The sequence below is a fragment of the Collimonas fungivorans genome (assembly GCF_001584145.1).
GTDB classification, from domain to species: domain Bacteria; phylum Pseudomonadota; class Gammaproteobacteria; order Burkholderiales; family Burkholderiaceae_D; genus Collimonas; species Collimonas fungivorans.
The window spans coordinates 5529558-5554370 of sequence record NZ_CP013232.1 but is presented as its reverse complement, the minus strand read 5'-3'; the positions used below and the strand labels follow the sequence as shown (position 1 = coordinate 5554370).

The following is a 24813-nucleotide window of genomic DNA, read 5'->3' as shown; positions in this document are numbered from 1 at the left end:
CCCGATGACATACAATTTCTTATCAGTTTCATTATTATCAAAGCGGCAAGCACAATATTCCGGATACTTGTCAAATTGAACTTTTGATAGAGAGTTGCCTCACAACCTTATGACTACCTCTACATTTCCCCCGCTACGGCGTCCGGTTCGCGTGCTGTTGTGGTCGATTGCGGCGCTGATTGGTTTGATCGCCCTGTGCGTGGCGCTGCTGCTCACGTTCGACTGGAACCGCGCCAAACCGTGGCTGAACCAGCGGGTCAGCGAGGCTACCGGGCGCAATTTTGCGATTCGCGGCGACCTCGCGCTTACCTGGCAAAAATCGCAGACCGACCTCGACAGCTGGCGCCGCTGGGTGCCCTGGCCGCGCCTGAGCGCGAAGGACATCGTGCTGGACAATCCCGACTGGGCCAAGACCGGTCCGCACATGGCAGAGATCGGCCAGCTGACGTTTTCCTTGAGTCCCTTGCCGCTGCTGGCGCACCAGATCGTGGTGCCGTCGCTGGAACTGGATACGCCGAGCATCGCGCTGGAGCGCAAGCCGGATGGCGACAACAACTGGACTTTCAAATCCAGCGGACCGTCTTCCTGGCAGCTGCAGCTGCAAAAGCTGGTGCTGGCGAAAGGCACGGTGAGATTGCTTGATCCCGTCAGCAAGCTCGACATCAAGGCGGACATCGACAGCTTGCCGGCTGTCAGCGCCGAGGGCTACGGCATCGGCTGGAAAGTCGGCGGCACCTTCAACAAAGCCGCCGTCAGCGGCGAAGGCAAGGCCGGCGCGGTGCTGTCGCTGCAGAATTCGAGCAAGCCGTATCCGCTGCAAGCCAGCGTCCATGTCGGCAAGACCGCGATTGCAATCCAGGGCACGCTGACCAAGCCGAGCGACCTGGCGGCGCTGGACCTGCGCCTGAAACTGTCGGGCGCCAGCATGTCCAACCTGTACCCGCTGACCGGCATCGTGCTGCCGGCGACGCCGCCGTTCGCCACCGAAGGGCGGCTGATCGGCAAGCTCAACAGCGCCGGCGGCGACTGGATCTACGATAAGTTCAGCGGCCGCGTCGGTTCCAGCGATTTGTCCGGCACGCTGGAATATGTCGCGCAGAAGCCGCGGCCTTTGCTGAAAGGCACGCTGTTGTCGAACCAGCTCAAGCTGCAGGATCTGGCGCCGCTGATCGGCGCCGACTCCAACGCCAGCAAGGCCAATCGCGGCGATGGCGTGGCGCAGCCGGGCAACAAGGTGCTGCCGGTGGAGCAATTCGATACCGCGCGCTGGGGCAGCATCGATGCCGACGTCAAGTTCACTGGGCGCAAGATCATCCGCGATAAAGACCTGCCGATCCAGGACCTGGTGGCCGACCTCCACCTGAAGGACAGCGTGCTGTCGCTGACGCCGCTAAACTTCGGCGTGGCCGGCGGCAACCTGGTTTCCAACATCAAGCTGGACGGCGGCAATAAGCTGATCAAGGCGGAAATGAAAATTTCGGCGCGCCATCTGAAAATCAAGCAGCTGTTCCCTACGCTGGCGTCAGCCCAGGCCAGCCTGGGTGAGATCAATGGCGACGCTTCGCTGTCCGCGGTCGGCAATTCGGTGGCCAGTCTGCTGGGCAGCTCGAACGGCGAGCTGAAAACCCTGATCAACCAGGGCACCATCAGCAAGTTCCTGCTGGAAGCGGCGGGCCTGAATATCGGCAATGTGGTGATTTCCAAGCTGTTCGGCGACAAACAGGTCAAGCTGAATTGCCTGGCGAGCGATTTTGCCGTGACCAATGGCGTGATGGATGCGCGCACCTTCGTAATGGATACCGACGATGCCATCATCAACGTCCAGGGCCAGGTCAACCTGGCGCAGGAATCGCTGGCCCTGACCATCAATCCGAAGACCAAGGGATTGCGCATTTTCTCGCTCAGGTCGCCGCTGCACGTCACAGGCAGCTTCAAGAACCCGGACGTAGGGGTGGACAAGGGTGTGCTGGCGTTGAAAGCTGGCGGCGCGATTGCCCTCGGCGTGCTGGCTCCGGTGGCGGCGGTGCTGCCCTTGATTAATATCAGCCCGGACCAGCAAAGCGATTGCGCCGGCCTGCTGGCGCTGGCCAAGGAAAAACCGGTGGCGCCGCCGCCCGGCAAGACGCTGCGGCCAAAGAAAGCGCGCTAGGCCAAGCGGCCGGGTAGGGTGGGCACATCGTGCCCACGCGTGAATTCATACCGCGTACATGCTTATTTCGATAGTGCGTAGGCTAGTACTCCGGATATCACGGTAACGCGTGGGCACAGGTGCCCACCCTACGCGACCCCATCTAGGCGACCCCATCAAATGCCGCATCATCCGGTCCGACGTGGTGCGGCGAGCGCCAGCTGGCGTCGCGCATCGAATGCTGCACCTGGTTTTCCACACCCAGCAAGGTCGCAAAGATCGCCATCCTCACCGGTATGCCGTTGTCCGTCTGGCGGAAGATCGCCAGGCGCGGATCGTGGTTGAGATCGGTGCTGAGATCATTGGCGCCGGGCCTGCCGTCGCGTGGCAGGGGATGCATGACGATGGTGTCGGCGCTGCAGGCGGAGTCGATCAGCGCCTGGTTGATCTGGAAATCCGGGGTGTAGCCTTCTATGGCCTCGTCGGCGAAGCGTTCTTTCTGGATCCGGGTTGCGTACACGACGTCAGCCCCCTTCAAGCCCTGCGCCAGCGAGGTCGACTGCTCCACCACGTGGCCGCCGCGCGCAATGCGTTCCAGGATATGGGCCGGCATCTCCAACGTTGCCGGCGCCACCAGCGTGAACCTGAGGCCGCGATACAGCGCCAGCAGCTTAATCAGCGAATGTACGGTGCGGCCGTACTTCAGGTCGCCCACCATGACGATGTGGGCGCCGTCGACCAGTTTCCCCAGGCGCGAGAATTCGCGCTGTATGGTGTACAGGTCCAGGATCGCCTGGCTGGGATGCTCACCCGGGCCGTCGCCGCCATTGATCACCGGGATATTCGTGGCGCGGGCAAATTCGTCGACCGCCCCTTGTTCGGGATGCCTGACTACCAGGACGTCGGCATAACCGCTGATGACGCGGCTGGTGTCATAAATCGACTCGCCCTTGGTCATTGAAGAGAAGGTGAAGCCGGTAGTGTCGCAAACCGAACCTCCCAGCCGGCAAAACGCCGCGCCAAAGCTGATACGCGTGCGTGTGCTGGCTTCAAAGAACAGATTGGCCAGTACGGCACCCTCAAGGATGCGCGTGACCTTCTGGCGCCTCGCAATGGGCTGCATGATGTCCGTGATGCGGAACAGCTGCTCCAGCGAATCGCGTGAAAACTGGTCCACCGATAACAGCTGAGGTCTGCCGTTATAGGCAATCTGTTCGCGGAGCGGGGCGCCAATCTTATTTTGATATACGCTCTGCGTCGAGGCAGGAAGAAGCAATTCACCTTCGAGGATTTCCCCGACAAATTTGCTGACAATGTCCGGCATGACCCGGAATTCACTTGATGTTTCAGGAAGCAGCCAAGTATCCAATGCGCGCTTGCGGACGCCGATGCGATCGGAAAAATGGTCCCTGGTCAGGTTCAAACGACGCATGGCGTCGCGCAGGAAAGTCTGTTGATCACTCATTATCATCACCTTTATATACGCTTTGCGTACATTAAAGGTTCGGCTTTGTTCTGTCCAGATTTTTCTCTCGCCTTGATACTGCCCATTATTTAGGCAAGAGAAAATTTTTTTGAAAACGGGCTTGGGACGTTCAAAAACCTTGGTAAACAGGCCGATTTTCAGGTTTTGTGGATAAGGCTGTGGATATCGTGTTTTTAAATTGTGGATATCCAAGTTAGTTTTCCACAGTCATCTTTTTATCCAAGAACTGTTCTTTTGCGATACACCGATTACTCAGGCTTTATCCAATCCATAAGTACTTGAATGAATGGTCAAATTCACAGTTATCCACAGAAAAGCAGTTAGTTAACTACTACTACTATTTATATATATAAATCTTTAAATACAAAACCGAAAAGCTTTTTTCTCTTGAAGTTGCTTTTAAAAAAGAATTAATAAAAAGAAGTTAAAAATGCAATTTCTTAAGAAAAATCATTTTTTTTCAGAGCTTTTCTTTCTTCAATTCAAGAAAAGCAGCTATTTGAAAATGAGGAAAAGAAGAGATCCAAAAAGAGGGCTGTGGATAAGTCTTTGGATAACTACAGGAATCTAATGTGAATAAACAAGGCAACAAACCAGACCTCTATTTTTATCCAAGAAATGTTCTTTCCAGATACAAGGTTTACTCAGCATTTATCCAAGTTGTAAGTTATTGAATGAATAGTCAAATTTATAGTTATCCACAGAAAAGCAGGTGGTTAACTACTACTACTATTTATATATATAAATCTTTAAATACAAAGCTGAAAAAGCCGGTTTTGGAAAAAAGCGGAGGATTGCTTCCTAAAAAGGACTTTTAAAGCATTAATTTTTCCAAATTGATTGCAATATGGCAAAGATTGCGGAAATTACCGGTTCGTCTTTACGCTTCTCCAAGGTGATAAACGAAAGTTCGGTGGATAAATTGACCGTATCGGAAATCACCAGACCGTGAGCATGTGCTTCACGCAACGCCACTGACTCGCGCACCAGGGACAAGCCGACTCCGGATTTCACCAGGTCGAGCATCGAAGGTTCCTGGTCGACCAGGGCAACTTTGTTAGGTGTGACTTTGTATTGAGCAAAAGTTTTGCTGAGCAAACGATGATGAGCGGACTCGGGAGGAGTCCAGATCCAGGGCAGTTTCGCCAAAGCCGGCCAGTCTTTTCCTGAAACCCTGCTTTTCCAGCCGGATGGTGCAAGCACACAGTAAGTAAATTGTGTCAGTGTGAGCCGGTGGAAATTCTTGTTTGGCGTACCGAGGTAGTAACCGACATCGAGATGGCCGGATTTGATTTGCTGCAGCACATCGCCTGACATGCTGTGTTGCAACTGTGTAGAAAGCTGGGGATAACTTTCCACCAGGCGCTGCAGGAAAGCACCCAGCCGGATGAATTCAGGATCTAGGATGGTGCCGATCGCAAGTTTTCCACTCAGGATTTCCGAGCTGTTCGAGTGCAGGCTTTCGGCCTGCTGGCGCAATTCGGCCATGGCGGCGATTGCACGTTCGGCAAATGACAGTAACTTGACGCCATCGTCGGTCAACGCCATGCCGCTCGGGATGCGTGCAAACAATTGCAGGTTCAGGCTTGCCTGCAGCGACTTGATTTGCAGGCTGACAGCCGGTTGCGTGACGTGCAGCAGTTCTGCAGCGCGTGTCAGGTTGCCTTCCCTGGCGACGGTGACGAAGGCGCGAAGTTGGGTAATGTCCATATGCTCAATTTTTAATCAGAGTGGTTTATCTATTGGGTTTGTTTATTAGCATTGCTTATATTGATCTTGATCATAACTCATTGGATTGTTGGGAAATCTAGCGATATTCTGGCAAAACGCTAACCGAACCCGGTTTTACCAAAAGGAATCCTTATGACTACCAGCCCGACTCCGCTTATTCAACATTACATCAACGGCAAAGTGACCGAATCCGCCAGCGGCCGCTTGCAGGATGTGTTCAATCCGGCTACCGGTGCGGTTTCGGCCAGGGTCGTGCTGGGCAGCGTTGAAGAAGTCAACAGTGCGGTCGCGGCTGCATCGGCTGCAGCGCCGGCATGGGCTGACACGGCGCCGCTGAAGCGGGCGCGGGTGATGTTCAGGTTCAAGGAATTGATGGAGCAGCATCACGATGCGCTGGCGGCGGCGATCACGCGCGAGCACGGCAAGGTATTTTCCGACGCCAAAGGCGAAGTGACGCGCGGCCTGGAGATCGTCGAATTCGCTTGCGGCGTTCCGCATCTGCTGAAGACGCAATTTACCGACAATATCGGCGGCGGCATCGATAACTGGAACCTGCGCCAGCCGCTGGGCGTCACGGCCGGCATCACGCCGTTCAATTTTCCGGTGATGGTGCCGTTGTGGATGGCGCCGATGGCGATCGCGACCGGCAATACGTTTATCCTCAAGCCATCCGAGCGCGATCCGTCGCCGTCGTTGATGATGGCAGATCTGTTCCACCAGGCCGGTTTGCCGGATGGGGTATTCAATGTCGTGCAGGGCGACAAGCTGGCGGTGGATACCTTGCTGCAGCATCCCGATGTGAAAGCGGTGTCGTTTGTAGGATCGACGCCGATCGCGGAATATATCTACCAGGAAGGCGCCAGGCGCAAGGGCGTTTATCCGCTCAGGGTGCAGGCGCTGGGCGGCGCCAAGAACCACCTGGTGGTGATGCCGGACGCCGACCTGGACCAGGCGGTGGATGCCCTGATGGGTGCTGCTTATGGGTCGGCCGGCGAACGCTGCATGGCGATATCGGTGGCAGTCGCGGTCGGCAATGTCGCGGATAAATTGATAGAAGCCCTGATTCCGCGCGTGAAGGCGCTGAAGATCAAGAACGGCATGGAAGCCGATGCGGAAATGGGACCGGTGGTCAGCGCCGTGCACAAGGAAAAAATCGAGGCTTATATTGAAGGCGGCGTTGCTGCCGGCGCCAAGTTGCTGGTCGACGGCCGCGGCCTGAAAGTCGCCGGGCTGGAACAGGGATTTTTCCTTGGTGGGTCGTTGTTTGACCAGGTAACGCCGGAGATGAAAATCTACCAGGAAGAAATTTTCGGACCAGTCCTTTGCATCGTCCGGGTGCCTGATTTTGCCGCCGCCGTCAACCTGATCAATGCCCACGAATTCGGCAACGGCGTAGCGCTGTTCACTTCGGACGGCAATACGGCGCGCGAGTTTTCGCGGCGGATCGAAGTCGGCATGGTGGGCATCAATGTGCCGATTCCGGTGCCGATGGCCTGGCATTCTTTCGGCGGCTGGAAGCGCTCGCTGTTCGGCGACACGCATGCGTATGGAGAAGAGGGTGTGCGGTTTTATACGCGTTACAAATCGATCATGCAGCGTTGGCCGCAAACGATTTCAAAAGGCGCCGAATTCACCATGCCGGTGGCAAAATAAATTATATAAATAATTTATTTTAAAACGGTATAAATGATATTCATGTTCTATAGAGATCTCGTTCTGTGATGTTTCATTTTTCCGGAAAAGCGCAGGACGAGATTCTGAAAAACAGTTGATAAAGCAGATTTGCACAAGACAAGACAAGAAAATAGAAAGAGACGCATGGAATCAGCAGGGAAATACGACTACATCATCATCGGTGCGGGTACCGCCGGCTGCGTGCTGGCGAACCGTCTGACGCAGGACAGTTCGGTCAAGGTATTGCTGATTGAAGCGGGCGCCAAAGATGATTACATCTGGATCCACATCCCTGTCGGCTACCTGTACTGCATCAACAATCCGCGTACCGACTGGATGTACCGCACCGAGCCGGATGTCGGCCTGAATGGGCGCAGCCTGATTTATCCGCGCGGGAAAGTGCTGGGCGGAAGCTCATCGATCAACGGCATGATTTACATGCGCGGCCAGGCCCGCGATTACGACCAGTGGGCGCAGCTGACCGGCGATCCGGCATGGCGCTGGGAGCAGGTGCTGCCGCTGTTTAAGAAGAGCGAGGACCATTACAACGGCGCCGACGAATTTCACGGCGCAGGCGGCGAATGGCGGGTTGAAAAACAGCGCTTGTCCTGGAAGATCCTGGATGCTTTCCGCGATGCGGCGGCGGAAGTCGGCATACCCAAAGTCGATGACTTTAACCGCGGCGACAATGAAGGATGCAGCTATTTTGACGTCAACCAGAAACGCGGCATTCGCTGGAATGCGGCCAAGGCGTTTTTGCGTTCGGCCAGCGGCCGAGGCAACCTGACTATCATGACCGGTTGCCAGGTCAAGCGGCTGGTGTTGGAACGCAGTGAGGAGGACCAGCGGCAGGGGCTGGTTTGCAAGGGCGTCGAATTTTCCGGCGGCGGCAAGGAATGGAGCGCCGAGGCCAGCCGTGAAACCTTGTTGAGCGCCGGCGCCGTCGGTTCGCCGCATATCTTGCAGTTGTCCGGCATCGGTCCGGCGGCGCTGTTGCAGCAGCACCAGATTCCTGTGATGCAGGATTTGCCGGGCGTCGGCGAGAACTTGCAAGATCATTTGCAGATCAGGATGGCGTTCAAGGTAAGCGGCGTCAAAACCCTCAACGCCATGAGCAGCAGCTGGCTGGGCAAGGCCCGCATCGGCCTGGAATACCTGCTGATGCAAAGCGGGCCGATGTCGATGGCGCCGTCGCAGCTGGGGGCGTTCGCCAAGTCCGATCCGGGGCAGGCTACGGCCAACCTGGAATATCACGTGCAGCCGCTGTCGCTGGAGAAATTCGGCGATCCGTTGCATGCGTTCCCGGCTTTTACCGCCAGCGTCTGCAACCTGCGGCCAAGTTCGCGCGGCCACGTGCGGATAGCTTCGGGCCTGGCCGAGGGCGCGCCCAAAATTACCCTGAACTATCTGGATACAGAAGAAGACCGCAGGGTTGCGGCGGCTTCGCTGCTGTTGACGCGCAAGATCGCCGCGGCGCCGGCATTGCGGAAATATGCGCCGGAAGAATTCAAGCCAGGCCCGCAATACCAGACTGAGGAACAATTGATCAAGGCCGCCGGCGAGGTCGGCACCACGATTTTTCATCCGGTAGGAAGCTGCAAGATGGGCCGTGGCGACGATCCTATGGCGGTGGTGGACAGCCAGCTCAGGGTGAAGGGCGTGGCCGGCCTGCGCGTGGTTGACGCCTCGGTAATGCCGACCATTACATCCGGAAATACCAATTCGCCGACCCTGATGATTGCGGAAATGGCGGCAAAATTCATCAAGGAGGGCGCGGTTCAGGATATTTTGTAAGACATGGCTAATTTATCCAAAGTTTTTGTATAGTATTTCTACGTATTGCCGCCGCAGAGCGGCAACGGTTAGTATCCGTAAAAAAATATAAGGCTGATAAGGTGATTGCAATATCATCTATCGACCCGGGATGTTCCGATAAAGCAACATCAATAGGAGACCGGATGACTGACATCATCTTGGAGACAAAAAACCTGACCAAGGAGTTCAGGGGGTTTACGGCCGTCAATGGCGTTAACCTGCAGGTCGAGCGTGGCCATATCCACGCACTGATCGGTCCCAACGGGGCAGGGAAGACGACTTGCTTCAATCTGCTGACCAAATTCCTGGTGCCGACTTCCGGCCAGATCCTGTTCAACGGCCGCGACATCACCCCCGATGCGCCGGCCCAGATCGCGCGCCAGGGCATCATCCGTTCGTTCCAGATTTCCGCCGTGTTTCCGCACTTGAGCGTGATGGAAAACGTGCGCATCGGCTTGCAGCGTACACTGGGGACCTCTTACCATTTCTGGAAAAGCGGCAAGTCGCTGGCGCAGCTGAATGAGCGCGCCATGGAATTGCTGGCGGAAGTCGACCTCACCGAATTTGCCGATACCCTGACTGTCGATTTGCCTTACGGCCGCAAGCGCGCGCTGGAAATCGCCACTACCCTGGGCATGGAGCCGGAGCTGATGCTGCTGGATGAACCGACCCAGGGCATGGGCCACGAAGACGTCGATCGCGTCACGGCGCTGATCAAGAAGGTGTCCGCCGGCCGCACTATCCTGATGGTGGAACACAACATGAACGTGGTGGCGGGCATCTGCGACAAGATCAGCGTACTGCAGCGCGGCGCCATGCTGGCGGAAGGCCGCTATGAAGAAGTATCGAAGAACCCGCTGGTGATGGAAGCCTACATGGGCACCAGCACCGAAGCACTGGCAGGAGCGCACTGATGTCCGCTGTCCAATCTCCAAACATCAGCGCCGCGGCCCAGGGCACGCAAGGCCCTGTTATGCTCAGCATCGAAAACCTGCAAGCCTGGTATGGCGAATCGCATATCCTGCACAACGTCAACCTGAGCGTGAACAAGGGCGAGGTGGTGACGCTGCTGGGCCGCAACGGCGCCGGCCGCACTACCACCATGCGCGCGATCATGGGCCTGACCGGCGCGCGCAAAGGCTCGATCAAGATCGGCGGGGTCGAGACGATTGCACTGCCGACCTACAAGATTGCGCATCACGGCGTCGGTTATTGTCCGGAAGAGCGCGGCATTTTTTCTTCCTTGTCGACCGAAGAAAACCTGCTGCTGCCGCCGTCGCTGTCGACCACTGAAAAAGGCATGTCCGTCGAAGAAATCTACGACATGTTTCCTAACCTGAAAGAACGCCGGAACAGCCAGGGCACACGTTTGTCGGGGGGCGAGCAACAGATGCTGGCGGTAGCGCGCATCTTGCGCACCGGCGCACGCCTGCTGCTGCTGGACGAGATATCCGAAGGCCTGGCGCCGGTGATCGTGCAGACGCTGGCGCGCATGATCACCACACTCAAAGCCAAGGGTTACACGATCGTGATGGTGGAGCAGAATTTCCGTTTTGCGGCGCCGCTGGCGGACCGTTTTTATGTGATGGAACATGGCCAGATCGTCGAGTCGTTTGCGTCGTCGCAGCTGGAACAGAAGATGCCGGTGTTGAATGCTTTGTTGGGTGTGTAAGTCTGGGGAGTCTCGCTGATTGCTGTTGCAGTTGCGACTGTAGTTTCTTGATACACGGGTCATGTAAAAAAATGGAGAAGACAATGAATATCAAATTAAAGACTTTAGCAGTCGCGGTCGGCAGCACTCTTGCCCTCGGTCTTGCAACGCCGGCTTCGGCGCAGATTTCCGGGGACACCATCAAGATCGGTTTCATCACCGACATGTCCAGCGTCTACTCCGACATCGACGGTCCTGGCGGCGCGGAAGCGATCAAGATGGCGATTGCCGACATGGGCGGCGCCATCAACGGCAAGAAAATCGAGCTGGTGGTTGCCGATCATCAGAACAAGGCTGACATCGCATCGAGCAAGGCGCGCGAATGGTTTGACCAGCAAGGCCTGGACGTCCTGATCGGCGGCACCAACTCCGGCACCGCGCTGGCGATGGCGAAGATTGCAGCGGAAAAGAAAAAACCGTTCTTCGAAATCGGCGCCGGCAGCACTCGCCTGACCAATGAGGAATGTACGCCTTACACAGTCCACTATGCTTACGATACCTACGCTCTGGCGCATGGCACCGGTTCGGCGGTAGTCAAGCAGGGCGGCAAGAGCTGGTATTTCCTGACTGCCGATTATGCCTTCGGCGCGTCGCTGGAAAAAGATACGACGGCAGTGGTGAAATCCTCCGGCGGCACGGTGCTGGGCGCGGTCAAGCATCCACTCAACGCTTCCGATTTTTCGTCCTTCATGCTGCAGGCGCAATCGTCCAAGGCGCAGATCATCGGCCTGGCGAATGCCGGCGGCGACCTGATCAACTCGGTCAAGGCCGCCAATGAATTCGGCGTCACCAAGAACGCCAAGCTGGCCGGCTTGCTGGTGTTCATCAACGACATCCATTCGCTGACCCTGAAGCAGACCCAGGGCATGTACCTGACCGACAGCTGGTACTGGGACCAGAACGACGAGTCGCGCAAATGGGCAAAGCGTTATTTCGAGAAAATGAAAAAAGAACCGTCCAGCCTGCAGGCAGGCGATTATTCCGCAGCGATGCAGTACCTGACCGCTGTCAAAGCGATCGGCACCGACGATGGCGACAAGGTGATGGAACAGCTGCGCAAGGTCAAGTTCAACGACATGTACGCCAAGAACGCTTACCTGCGCGCGGATGGCCGGGTAGTGCATGACATGACGCTGTACCAGGTCAAGGCGCCGGCCGATTCGAAATACCCTTGGGATTACCTGAACAAGATCCAGACTATCCCGGGCGAACAGGCTTTCGCCAGCAAGGCTGAGACCAAGTGCGCTTTGTGGAAGTAACGAGGCTGCCGCGCCGCGCTACGATTCCGGGCGCCGCTCGACGCTGACGATATGCCTGGCGCGCCGCGCAGTGCAAGGGGACCGGTTTCCCTGCGCTGCGTGGCGCGCTGTTCGATAGTTATTCACTCGCACGAGTGATCTTTTGATGACATTGCCATGGAAATATTCGGCATTCCCTTTCAAGCCTTGATGAGCCAGCTGCTGCTGGGGCTCGTCAACGGTTCGTTCTACGCCATGCTGTCGCTCGGCCTGGCAGTGATCTTCGGCCTGCTCAACGTGATCAACTTTGCCCACGGTGCGCTGTACATGATGGGCGCTTTCCTGGCCTGGATCGGGCTGACTTATTTCAACCTGAACTACTGGGTGATGCTGGCCCTGGCGCCGCTGCTGGTGGGGCTGTTCGGCATCATCATCGAAAAGACCATGCTGCGCTGGCTGTACAAGCTGGACCACCTGTACGGCCTGCTGCTGACCTTCGGCATCACCTTGATGGTGGAGGGCATCTTCCGCTCCTTCTACGGCGTTTCCGGCCAGCCGTTTTCGGTGCCGGAGCTGCTGAGCGGCGCCACCGACCTCGGCTTCATGGTGTTGCCTAACTACCGCGCCTGGGTGGTGCTGGCGTCGCTGACGGTGTGTTTTGCGACCTGGTTCGTGATTGAAAAGACCAAGCTGGGCGCTTATCTGCGCGCCGGCACCGAGAATCCGAAGCTGGTGGAAGCGTTCGGCATCAACGTGCCGCTGATGGTGACCTTGACCTACGGCTTCGGCGTCGCTTTGGCGGCCTTTGCCGGGGTGCTGGCGGCGCCGGTGATCCAGGTCTCGCCACTGATGGGTTCGAACCTGATTATCGTCGTATTCGCGGTTGTGGTGATCGGCGGCATGGGCTCCATCATGGGCTCCATCATCACCGGCCTGGGGCTGGGCGTGATCGAGGGACTGACCCGCGTGTTTTATCCGGAAGCGTCGGCCACGGTGGTGTTCATCGTGATGGCGATTGTGCTGATGATCCGGCCGGCAGGCCTGTTTGGCAAAGAGAAATGAGCGGAGCGGTTATGAACATGAATAAGAAAATCGGCTACGGCTTGCTGCTGGCCGCCGCGTTGGCGGCGCCGTTCGGCATCTATCCCGTGTTCCTGATGAAGATCATCTGCTTCGCGCTGTTTGCCTGCGCGTTCAACCTGCTGATCGGTTTTACCGGTTTGTTGTCGTTTGGACATGCTGCTTTCTTTGGCGGCGCCGGCTACATTGCCGGATATGCGCTGCAGACACTGGGCTTGCCGACCGAAGTGGGGTTGCTCGCCGGCACCGCCACAGGTGCGCTGATCGGCCTGGTGATGGGCAGCCTGGCGATCCGGCGGCAGGGAATTTATTTCACCATGATCACGCTGGCCCTGGCGCAGATGCTGTATTTCGTTTGCCTGCAGATGCCGTTCACAGGCGGCGAGGACGGTTTGCAAGGCGTGCCGCGCGGGCATTTGCTGGGGTTTATCGACCTTGGCAACGACCTGACCTTGTACTACGTGGTGCTGGCGATTGCCGTGGCCGGCTTCGCGTTGATCATGCGCACCGTCAATTCTCCATTCGGCCAGGTGCTGAAAGCGATCAAGGAAAATGAGCCGCGCGCCATTTCATTGGGTTACGACGTCAATCGCTACAAGCTGCTGGCTTTTGTTTTGTCGGCTGCGCTGTCGGGCCTGGCGGGTTCTACCAAGACCCTGGTGCTGGGTTTTGAAACGCTGACCGACGTCCACTGGACCATGTCTGGCCTGGTGGTGCTGATGACGTTGGTAGGTGGCTTGGGCACCATCATCGGGCCGATTGTCGGCGCGCTGATCATCATTATTCTGGAAAACAAGCTTGGCGATATTGGCAACTGGCTGGCCTCGGTGACTCATATCGACTGGTTTAACGGGCTGGGCGAATCGGTCACCATCGTTACCGGTTTCATCTTCATCGTCTGCGTGCTGGCGTTCCGGCGCGGGATCGTCGGCGAAATTTCAGCGCTGCTCAAGCGTTCTTCCGGCGCCAGATGAAGTGATCCGGCCTGATGCCAAAACCCGTGCGCAGCCTGGCTGGCACGGGTTTTTTGTTTTTCGGCCAGGCATACCCTGCCTGCTTAAATAATAGGCAGCTGCTTGTTCCTATTCAGCTAATCGAATTACTTGGATAGCTATGAGTAAATAACATAGCCGCCCGGCATGCCGGCCTGGGCTCAGGCACGTAGAATTGCGTGTCTTCAATATTGCTTCATTCATCATGCCTGAATTATTCCCCGATTTCCTTATCCTTGCCCTTGCCAGTTTTATTGCCGGCCTGATTGATGCCGTGGTTGGAGGAGGGGGCCTGATCCAGATTCCAGCCTTGTTTTCCATGCTGCCGAACAGTGCACCGGCGACTGTCTTCGGCACCAACAAACTGGCTGGCATATTCGGTACCGGCGCCGCCGCCGTCAATTTTGCGAAACGGGTCAAGCTGGCCTGGAGTGCTGCGCTTCCCGCTGCCGGGGCCGCATTCCTGTTCGCCTTCCTGGGTGCATACACCGTGACCCACATACCGACCGAGGCAATCCGCAAATCGCTGCCTTTCATCTTGCTGGCGGTTGCCATCTATACGATAAAGAAGAAAGATTTCGGCAGTATCCATGCACCCTTGCATACCGGCTCGAAAGAGAAACTGTTCGCAGTGCTGATTGGCGGCGGCATCGGGTTTTATGATGGTGTTTTTGGCCCTGGTACAGGCAGCTTCCTGATTTTCCTGTTTGTGCGGTTTTTCGGTTTTGATTTCCTGGCGGCGTCGGCTGTATCCAAGGTAATCAATGTTGCGACCAACCTGGCCGCCTTGCTATGGTTTGGATATAGCGGCCATATCATCTGGCAGCTTGGATTGATAATGGCTATCTGTAACGTCGGCGGTTCTTTGGTAGGTACACGGCTTGCACTCAAACATGGCAGCGGTTTTGTGCGTAAGCTGTTTTTGCTGGTAGTGTCGGTACTGATCTTGAAAACGGGCTACGACGCTTTTCTTAAGTAACTTCCGTAGTAGCTTCACTCAGCAGCGGCGATTGTTTCACGTGAAACAATCGCCGTTATTATTTTAGGGCTCGATAAACTTGGCTCAGCCTATGTTTCACGTGAAACATAGGCGATGTCATGACCGTGGGAGTGTAAGCGATGGCTGCATGCTTTATAATCACGCCTCAGCCCACCGTTTTTCATCGTCTCCAAGAGGCGCACTATGCTTTTTCCTACACATTTTGATGTAATCGTCGTCGGCGGCGGTCACGCCGGCACCGAAGCCGCGCTGGCGTCCGCCCGCATGGGTCAAAAGACTCTATTGTTGACACACAATATCGAGACTTTGGGCCAGATGTCGTGCAACCCTTCAATCGGCGGGATAGGCAAGGGCCACCTGGTAAAAGAAGTCGATGCAATGGGCGGCGCGATGGCGATTGCCACTGATGAAGCGGGCATCCAGTTCCGTATCCTGAATTCTTCCAAAGGTCCGGCCGTGCGCGCAACCCGCGCACAAGCCGATCGTATCCTGTACAAGCAAGCCATCCGTTCGCGCCTGGAAAACCAGGAAAATCTCTGGCTGTTCCAGCAAGCGGTGGATGACCTGCTGGTAGAGGGCGATCGTGTGGTCGGCGCCGTTACGCAAGTTGGCATCCAGTTCCGCAGCAGGGCGGTGGTGCTGACCGCCGGGACTTTCCTCGACGGGAAAATCCACGTTGGGCTCAACAACTATTCGGCCGGCCGTGCCGGCGATCCGCCGGCGATTTCCCTGTCGGCGCGCCTGAAAGAACTGAAGCTGCCGCAGGGCCGCCTGAAAACCGGCACGCCGCCGCGCATCGACGGCCGCACTATCGATTTTTCCGTGATGCAGGAACAGCCAGGCGATCTCGATCCGGTGCCGGTGTTCTCGGTCATGGGCAATACCTCCATGCATCCGGCGCAACTGCCATGCTGGATAACCCATACCAACCAGCAAACGCATGACATCATCCGTGCCGGCCTTGACCGCAGCCCGATGTACACAGGCGTGATCGAAGGAGTAGGGCCACGTTACTGCCCGTCGATAGAAGACAAGATCCACCGTTTTGCCGGCAAGGATTCGCACCAGATATTCCTGGAACCGGAAGGGCTGACCACCAACGAGTTTTATCCTAATGGCATTTCGACAAGCCTGCCGTTTGATGTGCAGCTGGCCCTGGTGCATTCCATGCGCGGCTTGGAAAATGCCCACATCCTGCGCCCAGGCTACGCGATCGAATACGATTACTTCGATCCGCGCGCCTTGAAAGCTTCGCTGGAAACCAAGTCGATCCAGGGCTTGTACTTCGCCGGCCAGATCAACGGCACCACCGGTTATGAAGAGGCGGCGGCGCAAGGCATGCTGGCGGGACTAAACGCGGCGCTGCAAACACAGGAACGCGATGCCTGGACTCCGCGCCGCGACGAAGCCTACCTTGGCGTGCTGGTCGACGACCTGATTACCCAAGGCGTGCAGGAGCCATACCGCATGTTCACCAGCCGCGCCGAGTATCGCCTCAGCCTGCGTGAAGACAATGCCGACTTGCGCCTGACCGAGATCGGCCGCCAGCTGGGTTGCGTCGGCGATGCCCAATGGGCGCAGTTCGAGAAAAAGCGCGAGGCGGTGGCGCTTGAGATGGAGCGCTTGCGTTCGACCTGGGTCAATCCGCGCATCGTGGCCGAAGCCGAAGCAGAGCGCCTGCTGGGCAAGACTATCGAACGCGAATATTCGCTGGTCGACCTGTTGCGCCGTCCAAACGTTTCTTACGATCAACTGATGACGCTAAAAGGCCTGGATGGCCAGGACCTGGGCGGTCCGGGCGTGCAGGACGATTCGGTCAGGGAACAGGTCGAAATCCAGGTCAAGTACGCCGGTTATATCGACCGCCAGGCGAAAGAAGTAGAGCGCCACGAGCACAATGAAAACCTGAAGCTGCCGCCCGACCTCGATTATATGGACGTACAGGCGCTGTCGATCGAGGTGCGCCAGAAGCTGAACCTGCACAAGCCGGAGACCTTCGGCCAGGCTTCGCGCATTTCCGGCGTCACGCCGGCTGCCTTGTCGCTGCTGCTGGTGCACTTGAAAAAGGGCGGGATGAAGCGCCTGAATGCAGACGATCAGGCTGCCTGATTGCTTAGTTATCAACTACCTGATCAACTACCATCAAGGTAATTGCCCGGATAATCGAGGAGTGGCAACATGAGTTCAACGCAGACCGCGCCGGCGGCAAAACAAGCGCTGGAAGCGAGCCTGCAGCAAGGTGCGTCGGCACTGGGAATCACCCTGGACCTGGAACAGCAGCAGCAACTGCTGGCCTACCTGGACCTGCTGGCAAAGTGGAACAAGGTGTATAACCTGACCTCGATCCGCGAACCGGCGCAGATGATGACTCACCATTTGCTGGACTCGCTGGCGGTAGTGCCGGCGTTTGCGGCGGCAGGGAATGTGCTGGATGTCGGCGCCGGCGGCGGCCTGCCAGGGATGGTCCTGGCGATCTGGGCCGGCAAGGCCGAGCCGCAGATGCGGGTGTCGATGATCGACACGGTGCACAAGAAAACAGCATTCCTGACCCAGGTCAAAGCCGAGCTGGGCCTGGGTAACGTAAGCGTTCACACCGCCCGGGTAGAGCAATTGCAGGTAGCGCAGAAATTCGATGTGATCACTTCGCGGGCATTTGCGGAGTTGGCCGATTTTATCAACTGGTCGGAACATTTGCTGACCGATGATGGCCAGTTCATCGCCCTCAAGGGCGTGCGTCCGGACGAGGAAATCGCGCGCCTGCCGGCCGGTTGGCAAGTCACGGAAACAAGGCCGCTGGCGGTGCCGGGGCTGGATGCGGAACGTCACCTGGTTTTTATCAAACGCAGTAGTTAAATATCACGCAGTAAGTTGTGCATGCTTTTTTTGTAACTTAACCGTTTTAATTGATTGGTTGAGGACAGAGCCGCCCGGGTAGGGTAATTCGCCACGCTGCGGTGGCTCTTAAACCCTACCCGGGCAGCTCTGTCCCGCAAAATATAAAAATGACTGCTTTTTTCCACACCCTCGGCATTACCGACGTCTGGCAACTGATCGTTGCAACCATGGTGTTCCTGGCGCTGCCCGGCGCGGGTACGTTTTGCATCCTGACCAGCGCCGGCAGGGAAGGTGTGCGCGGCGGTTATGCCTCGCTGTTCGGCATCATGCTGGGCGACGCGGTGCTGATGTTCCTGGCGGCGATCGGCGTGGCCGCTTTGCTGACCGCGAATCCGATGGTGTTCAAGGCCGTGCAGTATCTGGGCGCGGCCTACCTGGCTTACCTTGGCTGCAAACTGCTGTTTGCCAGGAAGAGCGAGGGCGCAAGCGCTGCCGTGGGTTTCGCCGGCGTCAGCAATTTCACCCGCGGTTTCCTGGTGACCCTGGTCAATCCCAAGGCCATCGTGTTCTACATGGCGTTCTTCCCGCTGTTCATCGATCCGGCCACGCAGCGCGGCAGCCTGACCTTCCTTACCATGGCCGCAATCATCTCCAGTTGCGCGCTGTTTTACGGTAGTCTGCTGGTACTGCTCGGGAATACCGCCGCCAAGCGGCTGGGGCACAACCGCCGTATCGCCGCATTCGCTTCCAGGGCCGCGGGCATTTTCCTGATCGGCTTTGGCATCAAATTAACGACTAACTAATCACGACCTTTACACCAATACATGGCAAAAATATTCTGTGTCGCCAATCAAAAGGGCGGGGTCGGTAAAACCACTACCGCCGTCAACCTGGCCGCCGGCCTGGCGCAACTGAACCAGCGCGTATTGCTGGCCGATCTTGACCCGCAAGGCAATGCCACCATGGGCGCGGGGATCAACAAGGGCACGCTGTCTGCCACGATTTATGAAGTGCTGCTGGGCATGTCGGATATCAAGTCGGTGCGCAAGACTTCCGAGACCGGCGGTTTCGATGTGTTGCCGGCGAACCGCGAACTGGCGGGCGCCGAAGTGGAAATGGTGGAGTTGGAGAATCGTGAAAAACGCCTGAAAGACGCTTTCATCGCGGTGGCCGACGAATACGATTTCATCCTGATCGACTGTCCGCCGGCGCTGTCGATGCTGACCCTGAACGGCTTGTGCGCGGCGCACGGGGTGATCATCCCGATGCAGTGCGAATATTATGCGCTGGAAGGTCTGTCGGACCTGGTCAACACCATCAAGAAGGTGCACGCCAACCTCAACCCTGACCTGAAGATCATCGGCCTGCTGCGGGTGATGTTCGATCCGCGCATGACTTTGTCGCAGCAGGTTTCGGTGGAGCTGGAAAAACATTTCGGCGACAAGGTGTTCAAGACCGTGATCCCGCGCAATGTGCGGCTGGCGGAAGCACCTTCCTACGGTATGCCGGGCGTCACCTTTGACGCTGCATCCAAAGGCGCGCAGGCTTACATCGCCTTTGGGGCCGAGATGGTGGAACGCATCAAGACCATGTAATGCACAGCTTGTGCACAGCCTTATACAGATCTATTCACAGGCTTGTTCATAGGTTTACCCACAGGGTTATCCACAGATTGTCATAACGTTATCAGTAATCTACGGTAGGAAAAAGATGGTCACGAAGAAATCAAAAGGACTGGGCCGCGGCCTGGAAGCGCTGTTAGGCGGATCGACCGATATCACCGAGGCGGTGCCGACCATTGCCGGCGCACCGTCGGTGCTGGCGGTCAGCGTCATGCAGGCCGGCAAATACCAGCCGCGCACCCGCATGGACGAGGGCGCGCTGGCGGAGCTGGCGGCGTCGATCAAGGAGCAGGGCTTGCTGCAGCCTATCCTGGTGCGGCCGATCGCCTTGCACAACGGCGCCCAGCATTATGAAATCATCGCCGGCGAGCGGCGCTTCCGGGCGGCACAGCTGGCCGGCCTGATCGAAGTGCCGGTGCTGGTCAAGGATGTCGACGACCAGACCACGGCAGCGATGGCCCTGATCGAAAACATGCAGCGCGAGGACCTGAATCCGCTGGAAGAAGCGCAGGGCATCCATCGCCTGATCACCGATTTCAGCTTTACCCACGAGCAGGCGGCGGTATCGGTAGGGCGCTCGCGCAGCGCGGTGTCGAACCTGCTGCGCCTGCTGAACCTGGCCAAGCCGGTGCAGACCATGCTGATGGCGGGTGATATCGACATGGGCCACGCGCGGGCGCTGCTGGCGGTGGACGCCGCGACCCAGATCACGCTGGCCAGCCAGGTGGTGGCCAAGCGGATGTCGGTGCGCGACACCGAAAAACTGGTGGTGCGCGCCACTACCGAAGCCAGCGGCGCCGGCCGGCCGGCCAAGAACAAGGAAAAGTCGCGCGACATTGCCCGGCTGGAAGAAGAATTGTCGGATTTGCTGGCGACCCAGGTAGCGATCAAGACCACCGCCAAAAACCGCGGCCAGCTGATCATCGATTTTTCCGACCTGGATACGCTGGATGGCCTGATTACCCGCCTCAAAGGTGCGGAGTAGAAAAAACCGGGACACTTCACATTATTGGTGCAGAAATCACAATCAGGATGATTGTTGACATCGTTGGACGGCCCGCAAAACGGGCTTCCGCAGGCAAGTGGATCTGTTGCATAAGCTTATGATTCGGCAGCAAAAGTTTGACGAAAGCCGCGCCCAGCCTTTATAATCCTCGGGCTTCTAAATCAGCCGTGGACTTGCCTTAGTTACGTGTTTAACTGCGTGCATTAACTGCGATATATCAGCCGCTTTCGTCAACTGCGCTACAAGAACAGCGAAGAGCAGCGGCTTCGCACAATATTGGGTCAGTATGCTGCGCATCGTGCTTATGCAATTTGTTACTACGGCAGTGCTGGCAAGTGTGGCAGGTTTACTAGCCGGCGTATCCGGATTCTGTTCTGCGCTTTTAGGTGGTGTGTGCTGCGCGGTTCCCAACGGACTGTTTGCTCTCCGTCTTTACATCAGCGCGCGCAAGCCAGGCGGCGCCAACCCGATGTCTTTTTTCATCGGTGAGTTTGTCAAAATTGCTACAACGATTGCGCTGGTAGGCGCGGTCGTATGGTTGTACCACGATTTGAATTGGCCGGCATTCATCGTCAGCTTCATCGTGGTACTCAAAAGTTACATAATCTTACTTTTTAGACATCGATCATGACTGTAGCTTCAAGCGACGCACTAACCCCCTCAGAGTATATTGTCCATCACCTTGGACATTTTTCCACTGGCCATCAAACCAAGATAGTCGATTTTTCGATTATCAATATCGACACGATCTTCTGGTCGGTGTTCGCCGGCGTGGTCGGCTGCCTGCTGATGTATCTCGCCGCGCGCAAAGCGACCGCTGGCGTACCGGGCCGCTTCCAGGCGTTCGTCGAAATGGTGGTCGAGATGGTTGACGACCAGGCCAAGGGCATCGTCCACGGCGACCGCAGCTTCATCGCGCCGCTGGCGCTGACGGTGTTCATCTGGGTCGCCCTGATGAACTCGCTCGACTTCCTGCCGGTTGATCTGTTCTCCACTTTCTTCAAAATGGTTGGTCTTGACGGCCTCATTTCCCATCATCGCGTAGTGCCTACCGCTGACTTGAACGGCACCATGGGCATCGCCCTCGGCGTGCTGGTGCTGATGCTGTACTACAGCTTCAAGATCAAGGGTTTCGGCGGTTTCCTGCATGAACTGGTAGCAGCTCCTTTCGGTATCTGGCTGGCTCCTGCCAACCTGCTGCTGAACCTGATCGAATTTGCTGCAAAGACTGTGTCGCTGGCGATGCGGCTGTTCGGCAACATGTATGCCGGCGAACTGTTGTTCCTGCTGATCGCGCTGCTCGGTTCCACCGCTAGCGCATTCGGTATTGTCGGACATATCGTGGCCGGCTCGATCTGGGCGATCTTCCACATCCTGATCGTGTTGCTGCAAGCGTTCATTTTCATGATGCTGACGCTGGTGTACATCGGCCAGGCGCATGAGGCGCACTAACCGGCGCCGGATTTGAATCAGTAGTTGTTCTTGTTTTGGTTTTGTTTTTTGTATTAATTTTTGTATTAATTTTTGTATTCACTTTAACTTTGAAGGAATTGTCATGACTGATCTGTCTTTTGTTGCTTTGGCTTGTGGTTTGATCATCGGTTTGGGCGCTATCGGTGCTTGTATCGGTATCGCAATCATGGGCGGTAAGTACCTCGAAGCATCGGCACGTCAACCAGAACTGATGAACACTCTGCAAACCAAGATGTTCCTGCTGGCTGGTCTGATCGACGCTGCGTTCCTGATCGGTGTTGGTATCGCCATGTTGTTCGCATTCGCAAATCCGTTCATCGCTAAGTAATTTAATCAGGCGTAGCCGAATCTGCTGAGTCACTTCAGCACACGTTATTCTGAGAAGGAAATTACCGTGAACTTAAACGCAACATTGTTTGCTCAGTTCGTGGTCTTCTTTGTCCTGGCGCTGTTCACGATGAAATTCGTGTGGCCGCCACTGACCAAGGCGCTCGATGAGCGCGCCAAGAAGATTGCGGACGGCCTGGCAGCCGCTGATCGCGGCAAGGCAGACCTGGCAGCCGCTGAAAAGCGTGCTACGGCAGAACTGGCGACCGCGCGCGACGAAGGTCAAAAGCGTATTGGCGAAGCTGAAAAGCGCGGCCAGCTGATCGTCGACGAAGCCAAAAAAACGGCTTCCGAAGAAGCTGCCCGGATCATCGCTAACGCTAAAGCCGAAGCGGAACAGCAAATGACCAAAGCACGCGAAGCTCTGCGCGGTGAAGTTGCGACCCTTGCGGTCAAAGGCGCCGAACAGATCCTCAAGCGCGAAGTCAACAGCGCGGCGCATGCCGATTTGCTGAACCAACTGAAAACAGAGCTGTAATCATGGCTGAACTTGCAACGATTGCTCGTCCTTATGCAGAAGCACTGTTCCGTGTAGCCAAGTCGCAAGACCTGGCTGCGTGGGCGAACCTGGTTGCCGAAATGGGCCAGGTAGCGATCCATTCCGATGTCAAGGCGCTGGCTCACAATCCGGCCGTCTCGCAACAGCAGATCGCGGATACGTTCCTGGCGCTGTTGAAATCGCCGCAGGCAGCCAACGCCGAAGCCAAGAACTTCGTCGCGACGCTGGTTGACAATGGCCGCCTGGTCGCTTTGCCGGAAATCGCCGAGCAATTTCAAGTGCTGAAGAATGCACAAGAAGGCGCTGCCGATGCCGAAATCACCAGTGCTTTTGAAATGACCGAAGCGCAAGTGAAGGATCTGATCGCGACGCTGGAAAAGAAGTTCGGCCGCAAGCTGAACCCATCGGTAACTGTGGATAACTCGCTGATCGGCGGCGTACGCGTAGTAGTCGGCGACGAAGTGTTCGACACCTCGGTACGCGCCAAGCTGCAAGAACTGCACGCTGCTTTGGCGGCTTGAGGCCCCTGCGTATTTGCGTTTTTGCGTAACTACTGAGCAACGAGAAAAATTTTAGGAGTTAATATGCAACTCAACGCGTCTGAAATCAGCGAACTGATCAAGAGCCGGATTCAAGGCCTTGGCGATACCGCTGAAATTCGCAATCAAGGCACGGTTATTTCCGTGTCCGACGGTATCTGCCGTATCCATGGTCTGTCTGACGTGATGCAAGGTGAGATGCTGGAATTCCCAGGCAACACGTTCGGCCTCGCGCTGAACCTCGAGCGCGATTCTGTCGGCGCCGTTATCCTGGGCGACTTCGAACACATTTCCGAAGGCGATACAGTCAAATGTACCGGCCGTATCCTGGAAGTGCCTATCGGTCCGGAACTGCGCGGCCGTGTGGTGAATGCACTGGGCCAGCCTATCGACGGCAAGGGTCCGGTCAACACCAAGCTGACAGCGCCGATTGAAAAAATCGCGCCAGGCGTTATTGCCCGTCAATCCGTTTCGCAGCCAATGCAGACCGGCATCAAGTCGATCGACTCGATGGTGCCGATCGGCCGCGGCCAGCGCGAACTGATCATCGGCGACCGCCAGACCGGCAAGACCGCTGTTGCGATCGATGCGATCATCAATCAAAAGGGCCAGGACGTGACATGTATCTATGTCGCCATCGGTCAAAAAGCATCGTCGATCAAGAACATCGTACGTTCGCTGGAAGCACACGGCGCCATGGAATACACCATCGTGGTTGCCGCCTCGGCTTCCGAGTCAGCTGCGATGCAATACCTGTCGGCTTACTCCGGCTGCGCCATGGGCGAATACTTCCGTGACCGCGGTGAAGACGCGCTGATCGTATATGACGATCTGTCCAAGCAAGCTGTTGCATACCGTCAGGTATCGCTGCTGCTGCGCCGTCCACCAGGCCGTGAAGCTTATCCTGGCGACGTGTTCTACCTGCACAGCCGTTTGCTGGAACGCGCAGCACGCGTGAACGAAAAGTACGTCGAAGATTTCACCAAGGGCGCAGTCAAGGGCAAGACTGGTTCGCTGACTGCTTTGCCGATCATCGAAACCCAGGCTGGCGACGTTTCCGCCTTCGTTCCGACCAACGTGATTTCGATTACCGACGGCCAGATCTTCCTGGAAACCTCCTTGTTCAACGCCGGTATCCGTCCTGCGATCAACGCCGGTATTTCGGTGTCGCGCGTTGGTGGCGCGGCTCAGACCAAAGTCATCAAGAACCTGTCCGGCGGTATCCGTACCGACTTGGCGCAGTATCGTGAACTGGCTGCGTTTGCGCAGTTTGCTTCCGACCTCGACGAAGCGACCCGCAAGCAGCTGGACCGCGGCGCCCGCGTCACCGAGCTGTTGAAGCAAGCGCAATACTCGCCGTTGTCGATCTCGCTGATGGCTGTGACTTTGTTCGCGGTCAACAAGGGCTTCCTGGACAGCATCGAAGTCAAGCAGGTACTGCCGTTCGAAAGCGGCCTGCACAACTTCATGAAGACCAGCCATGCGTCTTTGCTGCAAAAGATCGAAGAAACCAAGCAACTCGATAAAGATGGCGAAGCTGCAATGTCCGCTGCCGTTGCTGATTTCAAAAAATCGTTCGTGGCTTAATTTAACTGGA

22 protein-coding genes are annotated in these 24813 nt (G+C 56.8%); 20 read left to right on the top strand and 2 right to left on the bottom strand.

All coding sequences use genetic code 11. The features are described from left to right. Positions 1–109: 109 nt before the first annotated feature. The gene (locus tag CFter6_RS24475) at positions 110–2149 is read left to right on the top strand and encodes an AsmA family protein (RefSeq protein WP_061542103.1); all 2040 of its coding nucleotides are present in this window, start codon (positions 110–112) and stop codon (positions 2147–2149) included. 142 nt (positions 2150–2291) lie between these two features. Here CFter6_RS24475 and CFter6_RS24470 read toward each other — a convergent pair whose 3' ends face one another. Then, the gene (locus CFter6_RS24470; RefSeq protein ID WP_061542102.1) at positions 2292–3593 is read right to left on the bottom strand and encodes an aspartate carbamoyltransferase; all 1302 of its coding nucleotides are present in this window, start codon (positions 3591–3593) and stop codon (positions 2292–2294) included. A gap of 843 nt (positions 3594–4436) precedes the next feature. Further along, positions 4437–5324, bottom strand: a complete 888-nt coding sequence (locus CFter6_RS24465) for a LysR family transcriptional regulator (RefSeq protein ID WP_061542101.1) — start codon at positions 5322–5324, stop codon at positions 4437–4439. 153 nt (positions 5325–5477) lie between these two features. Between CFter6_RS24465 and CFter6_RS24460 the strand changes: the two genes are divergently transcribed. From CFter6_RS24460 to atpA, 19 genes are all read left to right on the top strand, one after another. Next, positions 5478–6998, top strand: coding sequence for a CoA-acylating methylmalonate-semialdehyde dehydrogenase (locus tag CFter6_RS24460; RefSeq protein WP_061542100.1), 1521 nt, complete (start codon positions 5478–5480; stop codon positions 6996–6998). A gap of 165 nt (positions 6999–7163) precedes the next feature. After that, positions 7164–8813 (top strand): GMC family oxidoreductase, encoded by a 1650-nt coding sequence (locus CFter6_RS24455; protein WP_061542099.1) that lies wholly within the window; start codon positions 7164–7166, stop codon positions 8811–8813. 164 nt (positions 8814–8977) lie between these two features. Continuing rightward, complete coding sequence (locus tag CFter6_RS24450) at positions 8978–9748, top strand: ABC transporter ATP-binding protein (RefSeq protein ID WP_061542098.1); 771 nt, start codon at positions 8978–8980, stop codon at positions 9746–9748. A 59-nt stretch (positions 9749–9807) separates the two neighbouring features. Next, positions 9808–10506: an ABC transporter ATP-binding protein gene (locus CFter6_RS24445; protein ID WP_061542568.1), complete on the top strand. Its 699-nt coding sequence runs from the start codon at positions 9808–9810 to the stop codon at positions 10504–10506. Positions 10507–10595: 89 nt separating this feature from the next. Then, complete coding sequence (locus CFter6_RS24440) at positions 10596–11804, top strand: ABC transporter substrate-binding protein (RefSeq protein WP_061542567.1); 1209 nt, start codon at positions 10596–10598, stop codon at positions 11802–11804. Between the two features lie 156 nt (positions 11805–11960). Beyond that, on the top strand, positions 11961–12845 hold the full coding sequence (locus CFter6_RS24435) for a branched-chain amino acid ABC transporter permease (protein ID WP_061542097.1): 885 nt from the start codon (positions 11961–11963) through the stop codon (positions 12843–12845). Between the two features lie 17 nt (positions 12846–12862). Continuing rightward, on the top strand, positions 12863–13837 hold the full coding sequence (locus CFter6_RS24430; protein WP_061542566.1) for a branched-chain amino acid ABC transporter permease: 975 nt from the start codon (positions 12863–12865) through the stop codon (positions 13835–13837). Between the two features lie 223 nt (positions 13838–14060). Beyond that, on the top strand, positions 14061–14834 hold the full coding sequence (locus CFter6_RS24425) for a sulfite exporter TauE/SafE family protein (RefSeq protein ID WP_061542565.1): 774 nt from the start codon (positions 14061–14063) through the stop codon (positions 14832–14834). Positions 14835–15038: 204 nt separating this feature from the next. Next, positions 15039–16964, top strand: a complete 1926-nt coding sequence (mnmG, locus tag CFter6_RS24420; protein WP_061542096.1) for a tRNA uridine-5-carboxymethylaminomethyl(34) synthesis enzyme MnmG — start codon at positions 15039–15041, stop codon at positions 16962–16964. Between the two features lie 69 nt (positions 16965–17033). After that, positions 17034–17708: a 16S rRNA (guanine(527)-N(7))-methyltransferase RsmG gene (gene rsmG, locus CFter6_RS24415; protein WP_061542095.1), complete on the top strand. Its 675-nt coding sequence runs from the start codon at positions 17034–17036 to the stop codon at positions 17706–17708. A 149-nt stretch (positions 17709–17857) separates the two neighbouring features. After that, positions 17858–18493 carry a leucine efflux protein LeuE gene (gene leuE / locus CFter6_RS24410; RefSeq protein ID WP_061542094.1) on the top strand — a complete coding sequence of 212 codons (636 nt, stop codon included), beginning with the start codon at positions 17858–17860 and terminating at the stop codon, positions 18491–18493. Positions 18494–18514: 21 nt separating this feature from the next. Beyond that, entirely contained in the window at positions 18515–19285 is a 771-nt protein-coding gene (locus CFter6_RS24405; RefSeq protein WP_014008372.1) for a ParA family protein, read from the top strand. 115 nt (positions 19286–19400) lie between these two features. Continuing rightward, positions 19401–20297: a ParB/RepB/Spo0J family partition protein gene (locus CFter6_RS24400; protein WP_061542093.1), complete on the top strand. Its 897-nt coding sequence runs from the start codon at positions 19401–19403 to the stop codon at positions 20295–20297. 307 nt (positions 20298–20604) lie between these two features. Beyond that, a complete protein-coding gene (locus tag CFter6_RS25315) occupies positions 20605–20949 on the top strand; it encodes an ATP synthase subunit I (protein WP_014008369.1) in 345 nt (114 codons plus the stop codon). Further along, positions 20946–21770, top strand: coding sequence for a F0F1 ATP synthase subunit A (gene atpB / locus CFter6_RS24395; protein ID WP_061542092.1), 825 nt, complete (start codon positions 20946–20948; stop codon positions 21768–21770). Before CFter6_RS25315 ends, atpB begins: the two co-directional genes overlap by 4 nt. A gap of 103 nt (positions 21771–21873) precedes the next feature. Further along, complete coding sequence (gene atpE / locus CFter6_RS24390; protein ID WP_011872763.1) at positions 21874–22119, top strand: F0F1 ATP synthase subunit C; 246 nt, start codon at positions 21874–21876, stop codon at positions 22117–22119. Positions 22120–22185: 66 nt separating this feature from the next. Next, positions 22186–22656 carry a F0F1 ATP synthase subunit B gene (locus CFter6_RS24385; RefSeq protein WP_014008367.1) on the top strand — a complete coding sequence of 157 codons (471 nt, stop codon included), beginning with the start codon at positions 22186–22188 and terminating at the stop codon, positions 22654–22656. Positions 22657–22658: 2 nt separating this feature from the next. Then, entirely contained in the window at positions 22659–23198 is a 540-nt protein-coding gene (locus CFter6_RS24380) for a F0F1 ATP synthase subunit delta (protein WP_061542091.1), read from the top strand. A 63-nt stretch (positions 23199–23261) separates the two neighbouring features. Then, positions 23262–24803, top strand: coding sequence for a F0F1 ATP synthase subunit alpha (atpA, locus tag CFter6_RS24375; RefSeq protein WP_061542090.1), 1542 nt, complete (start codon positions 23262–23264; stop codon positions 24801–24803). Positions 24804–24813 lie beyond the last annotated feature (10 nt).

What these genes read in the sequence shown, in the direction of transcription:
- CFter6_RS24465 (WP_061542101.1), bottom strand. Translation starts at nt 5,324, where the DNA reads ATGGACATTACCCAACTTCGCGCCTTCGTCACCGTCGCCAGGGAAGGC.
- CFter6_RS24405 (WP_014008372.1), top strand. Translation starts at nt 18,515, where the DNA reads ATGGCAAAAATATTCTGTGTCGCCAATCAAAAGGGCGGGGTCGGTAAA.
- CFter6_RS24400 (WP_061542093.1), top strand. Translation starts at nt 19,401, where the DNA reads ATGGTCACGAAGAAATCAAAAGGACTGGGCCGCGGCCTGGAAGCGCTG.
- atpB (WP_061542092.1), top strand. Translation starts at nt 20,946, where the DNA reads ATGACTGTAGCTTCAAGCGACGCACTAACCCCCTCAGAGTATATTGTC.
- CFter6_RS25315 (WP_014008369.1), top strand. Translation starts at nt 20,605, where the DNA reads ATGCTGCGCATCGTGCTTATGCAATTTGTTACTACGGCAGTGCTGGCA.
- atpA (WP_061542090.1), top strand. Translation starts at nt 23,262, where the DNA reads ATGCAACTCAACGCGTCTGAAATCAGCGAACTGATCAAGAGCCGGATT.
- CFter6_RS24475 (WP_061542103.1), top strand. Translation starts at nt 110, where the DNA reads ATGACTACCTCTACATTTCCCCCGCTACGGCGTCCGGTTCGCGTGCTG.
- atpE (WP_011872763.1), top strand. Translation starts at nt 21,874, where the DNA reads ATGACTGATCTGTCTTTTGTTGCTTTGGCTTGTGGTTTGATCATCGGT.
- CFter6_RS24460 (WP_061542100.1), top strand. Translation starts at nt 5,478, where the DNA reads ATGACTACCAGCCCGACTCCGCTTATTCAACATTACATCAACGGCAAA.
- CFter6_RS24425 (WP_061542565.1), top strand. Translation starts at nt 14,061, where the DNA reads ATGCCTGAATTATTCCCCGATTTCCTTATCCTTGCCCTTGCCAGTTTT.
- CFter6_RS24470 (WP_061542102.1), bottom strand. Translation starts at nt 3,593, where the DNA reads ATGAGTGATCAACAGACTTTCCTGCGCGACGCCATGCGTCGTTTGAAC.
- CFter6_RS24435 (WP_061542097.1), top strand. Translation starts at nt 11,961, where the DNA reads ATGGAAATATTCGGCATTCCCTTTCAAGCCTTGATGAGCCAGCTGCTG.
- CFter6_RS24445 (WP_061542568.1), top strand. Translation starts at nt 9,808, where the DNA reads ATGCTCAGCATCGAAAACCTGCAAGCCTGGTATGGCGAATCGCATATC.
- CFter6_RS24455 (WP_061542099.1), top strand. Translation starts at nt 7,164, where the DNA reads ATGGAATCAGCAGGGAAATACGACTACATCATCATCGGTGCGGGTACC.
- CFter6_RS24380 (WP_061542091.1), top strand. Translation starts at nt 22,659, where the DNA reads ATGGCTGAACTTGCAACGATTGCTCGTCCTTATGCAGAAGCACTGTTC.
- leuE (WP_061542094.1), top strand. Translation starts at nt 17,858, where the DNA reads ATGACTGCTTTTTTCCACACCCTCGGCATTACCGACGTCTGGCAACTG.
- rsmG (WP_061542095.1), top strand. Translation starts at nt 17,034, where the DNA reads ATGAGTTCAACGCAGACCGCGCCGGCGGCAAAACAAGCGCTGGAAGCG.
- CFter6_RS24430 (WP_061542566.1), top strand. Translation starts at nt 12,863, where the DNA reads ATGAATAAGAAAATCGGCTACGGCTTGCTGCTGGCCGCCGCGTTGGCG.
- CFter6_RS24450 (WP_061542098.1), top strand. Translation starts at nt 8,978, where the DNA reads ATGACTGACATCATCTTGGAGACAAAAAACCTGACCAAGGAGTTCAGG.
- mnmG (WP_061542096.1), top strand. Translation starts at nt 15,039, where the DNA reads ATGCTTTTTCCTACACATTTTGATGTAATCGTCGTCGGCGGCGGTCAC.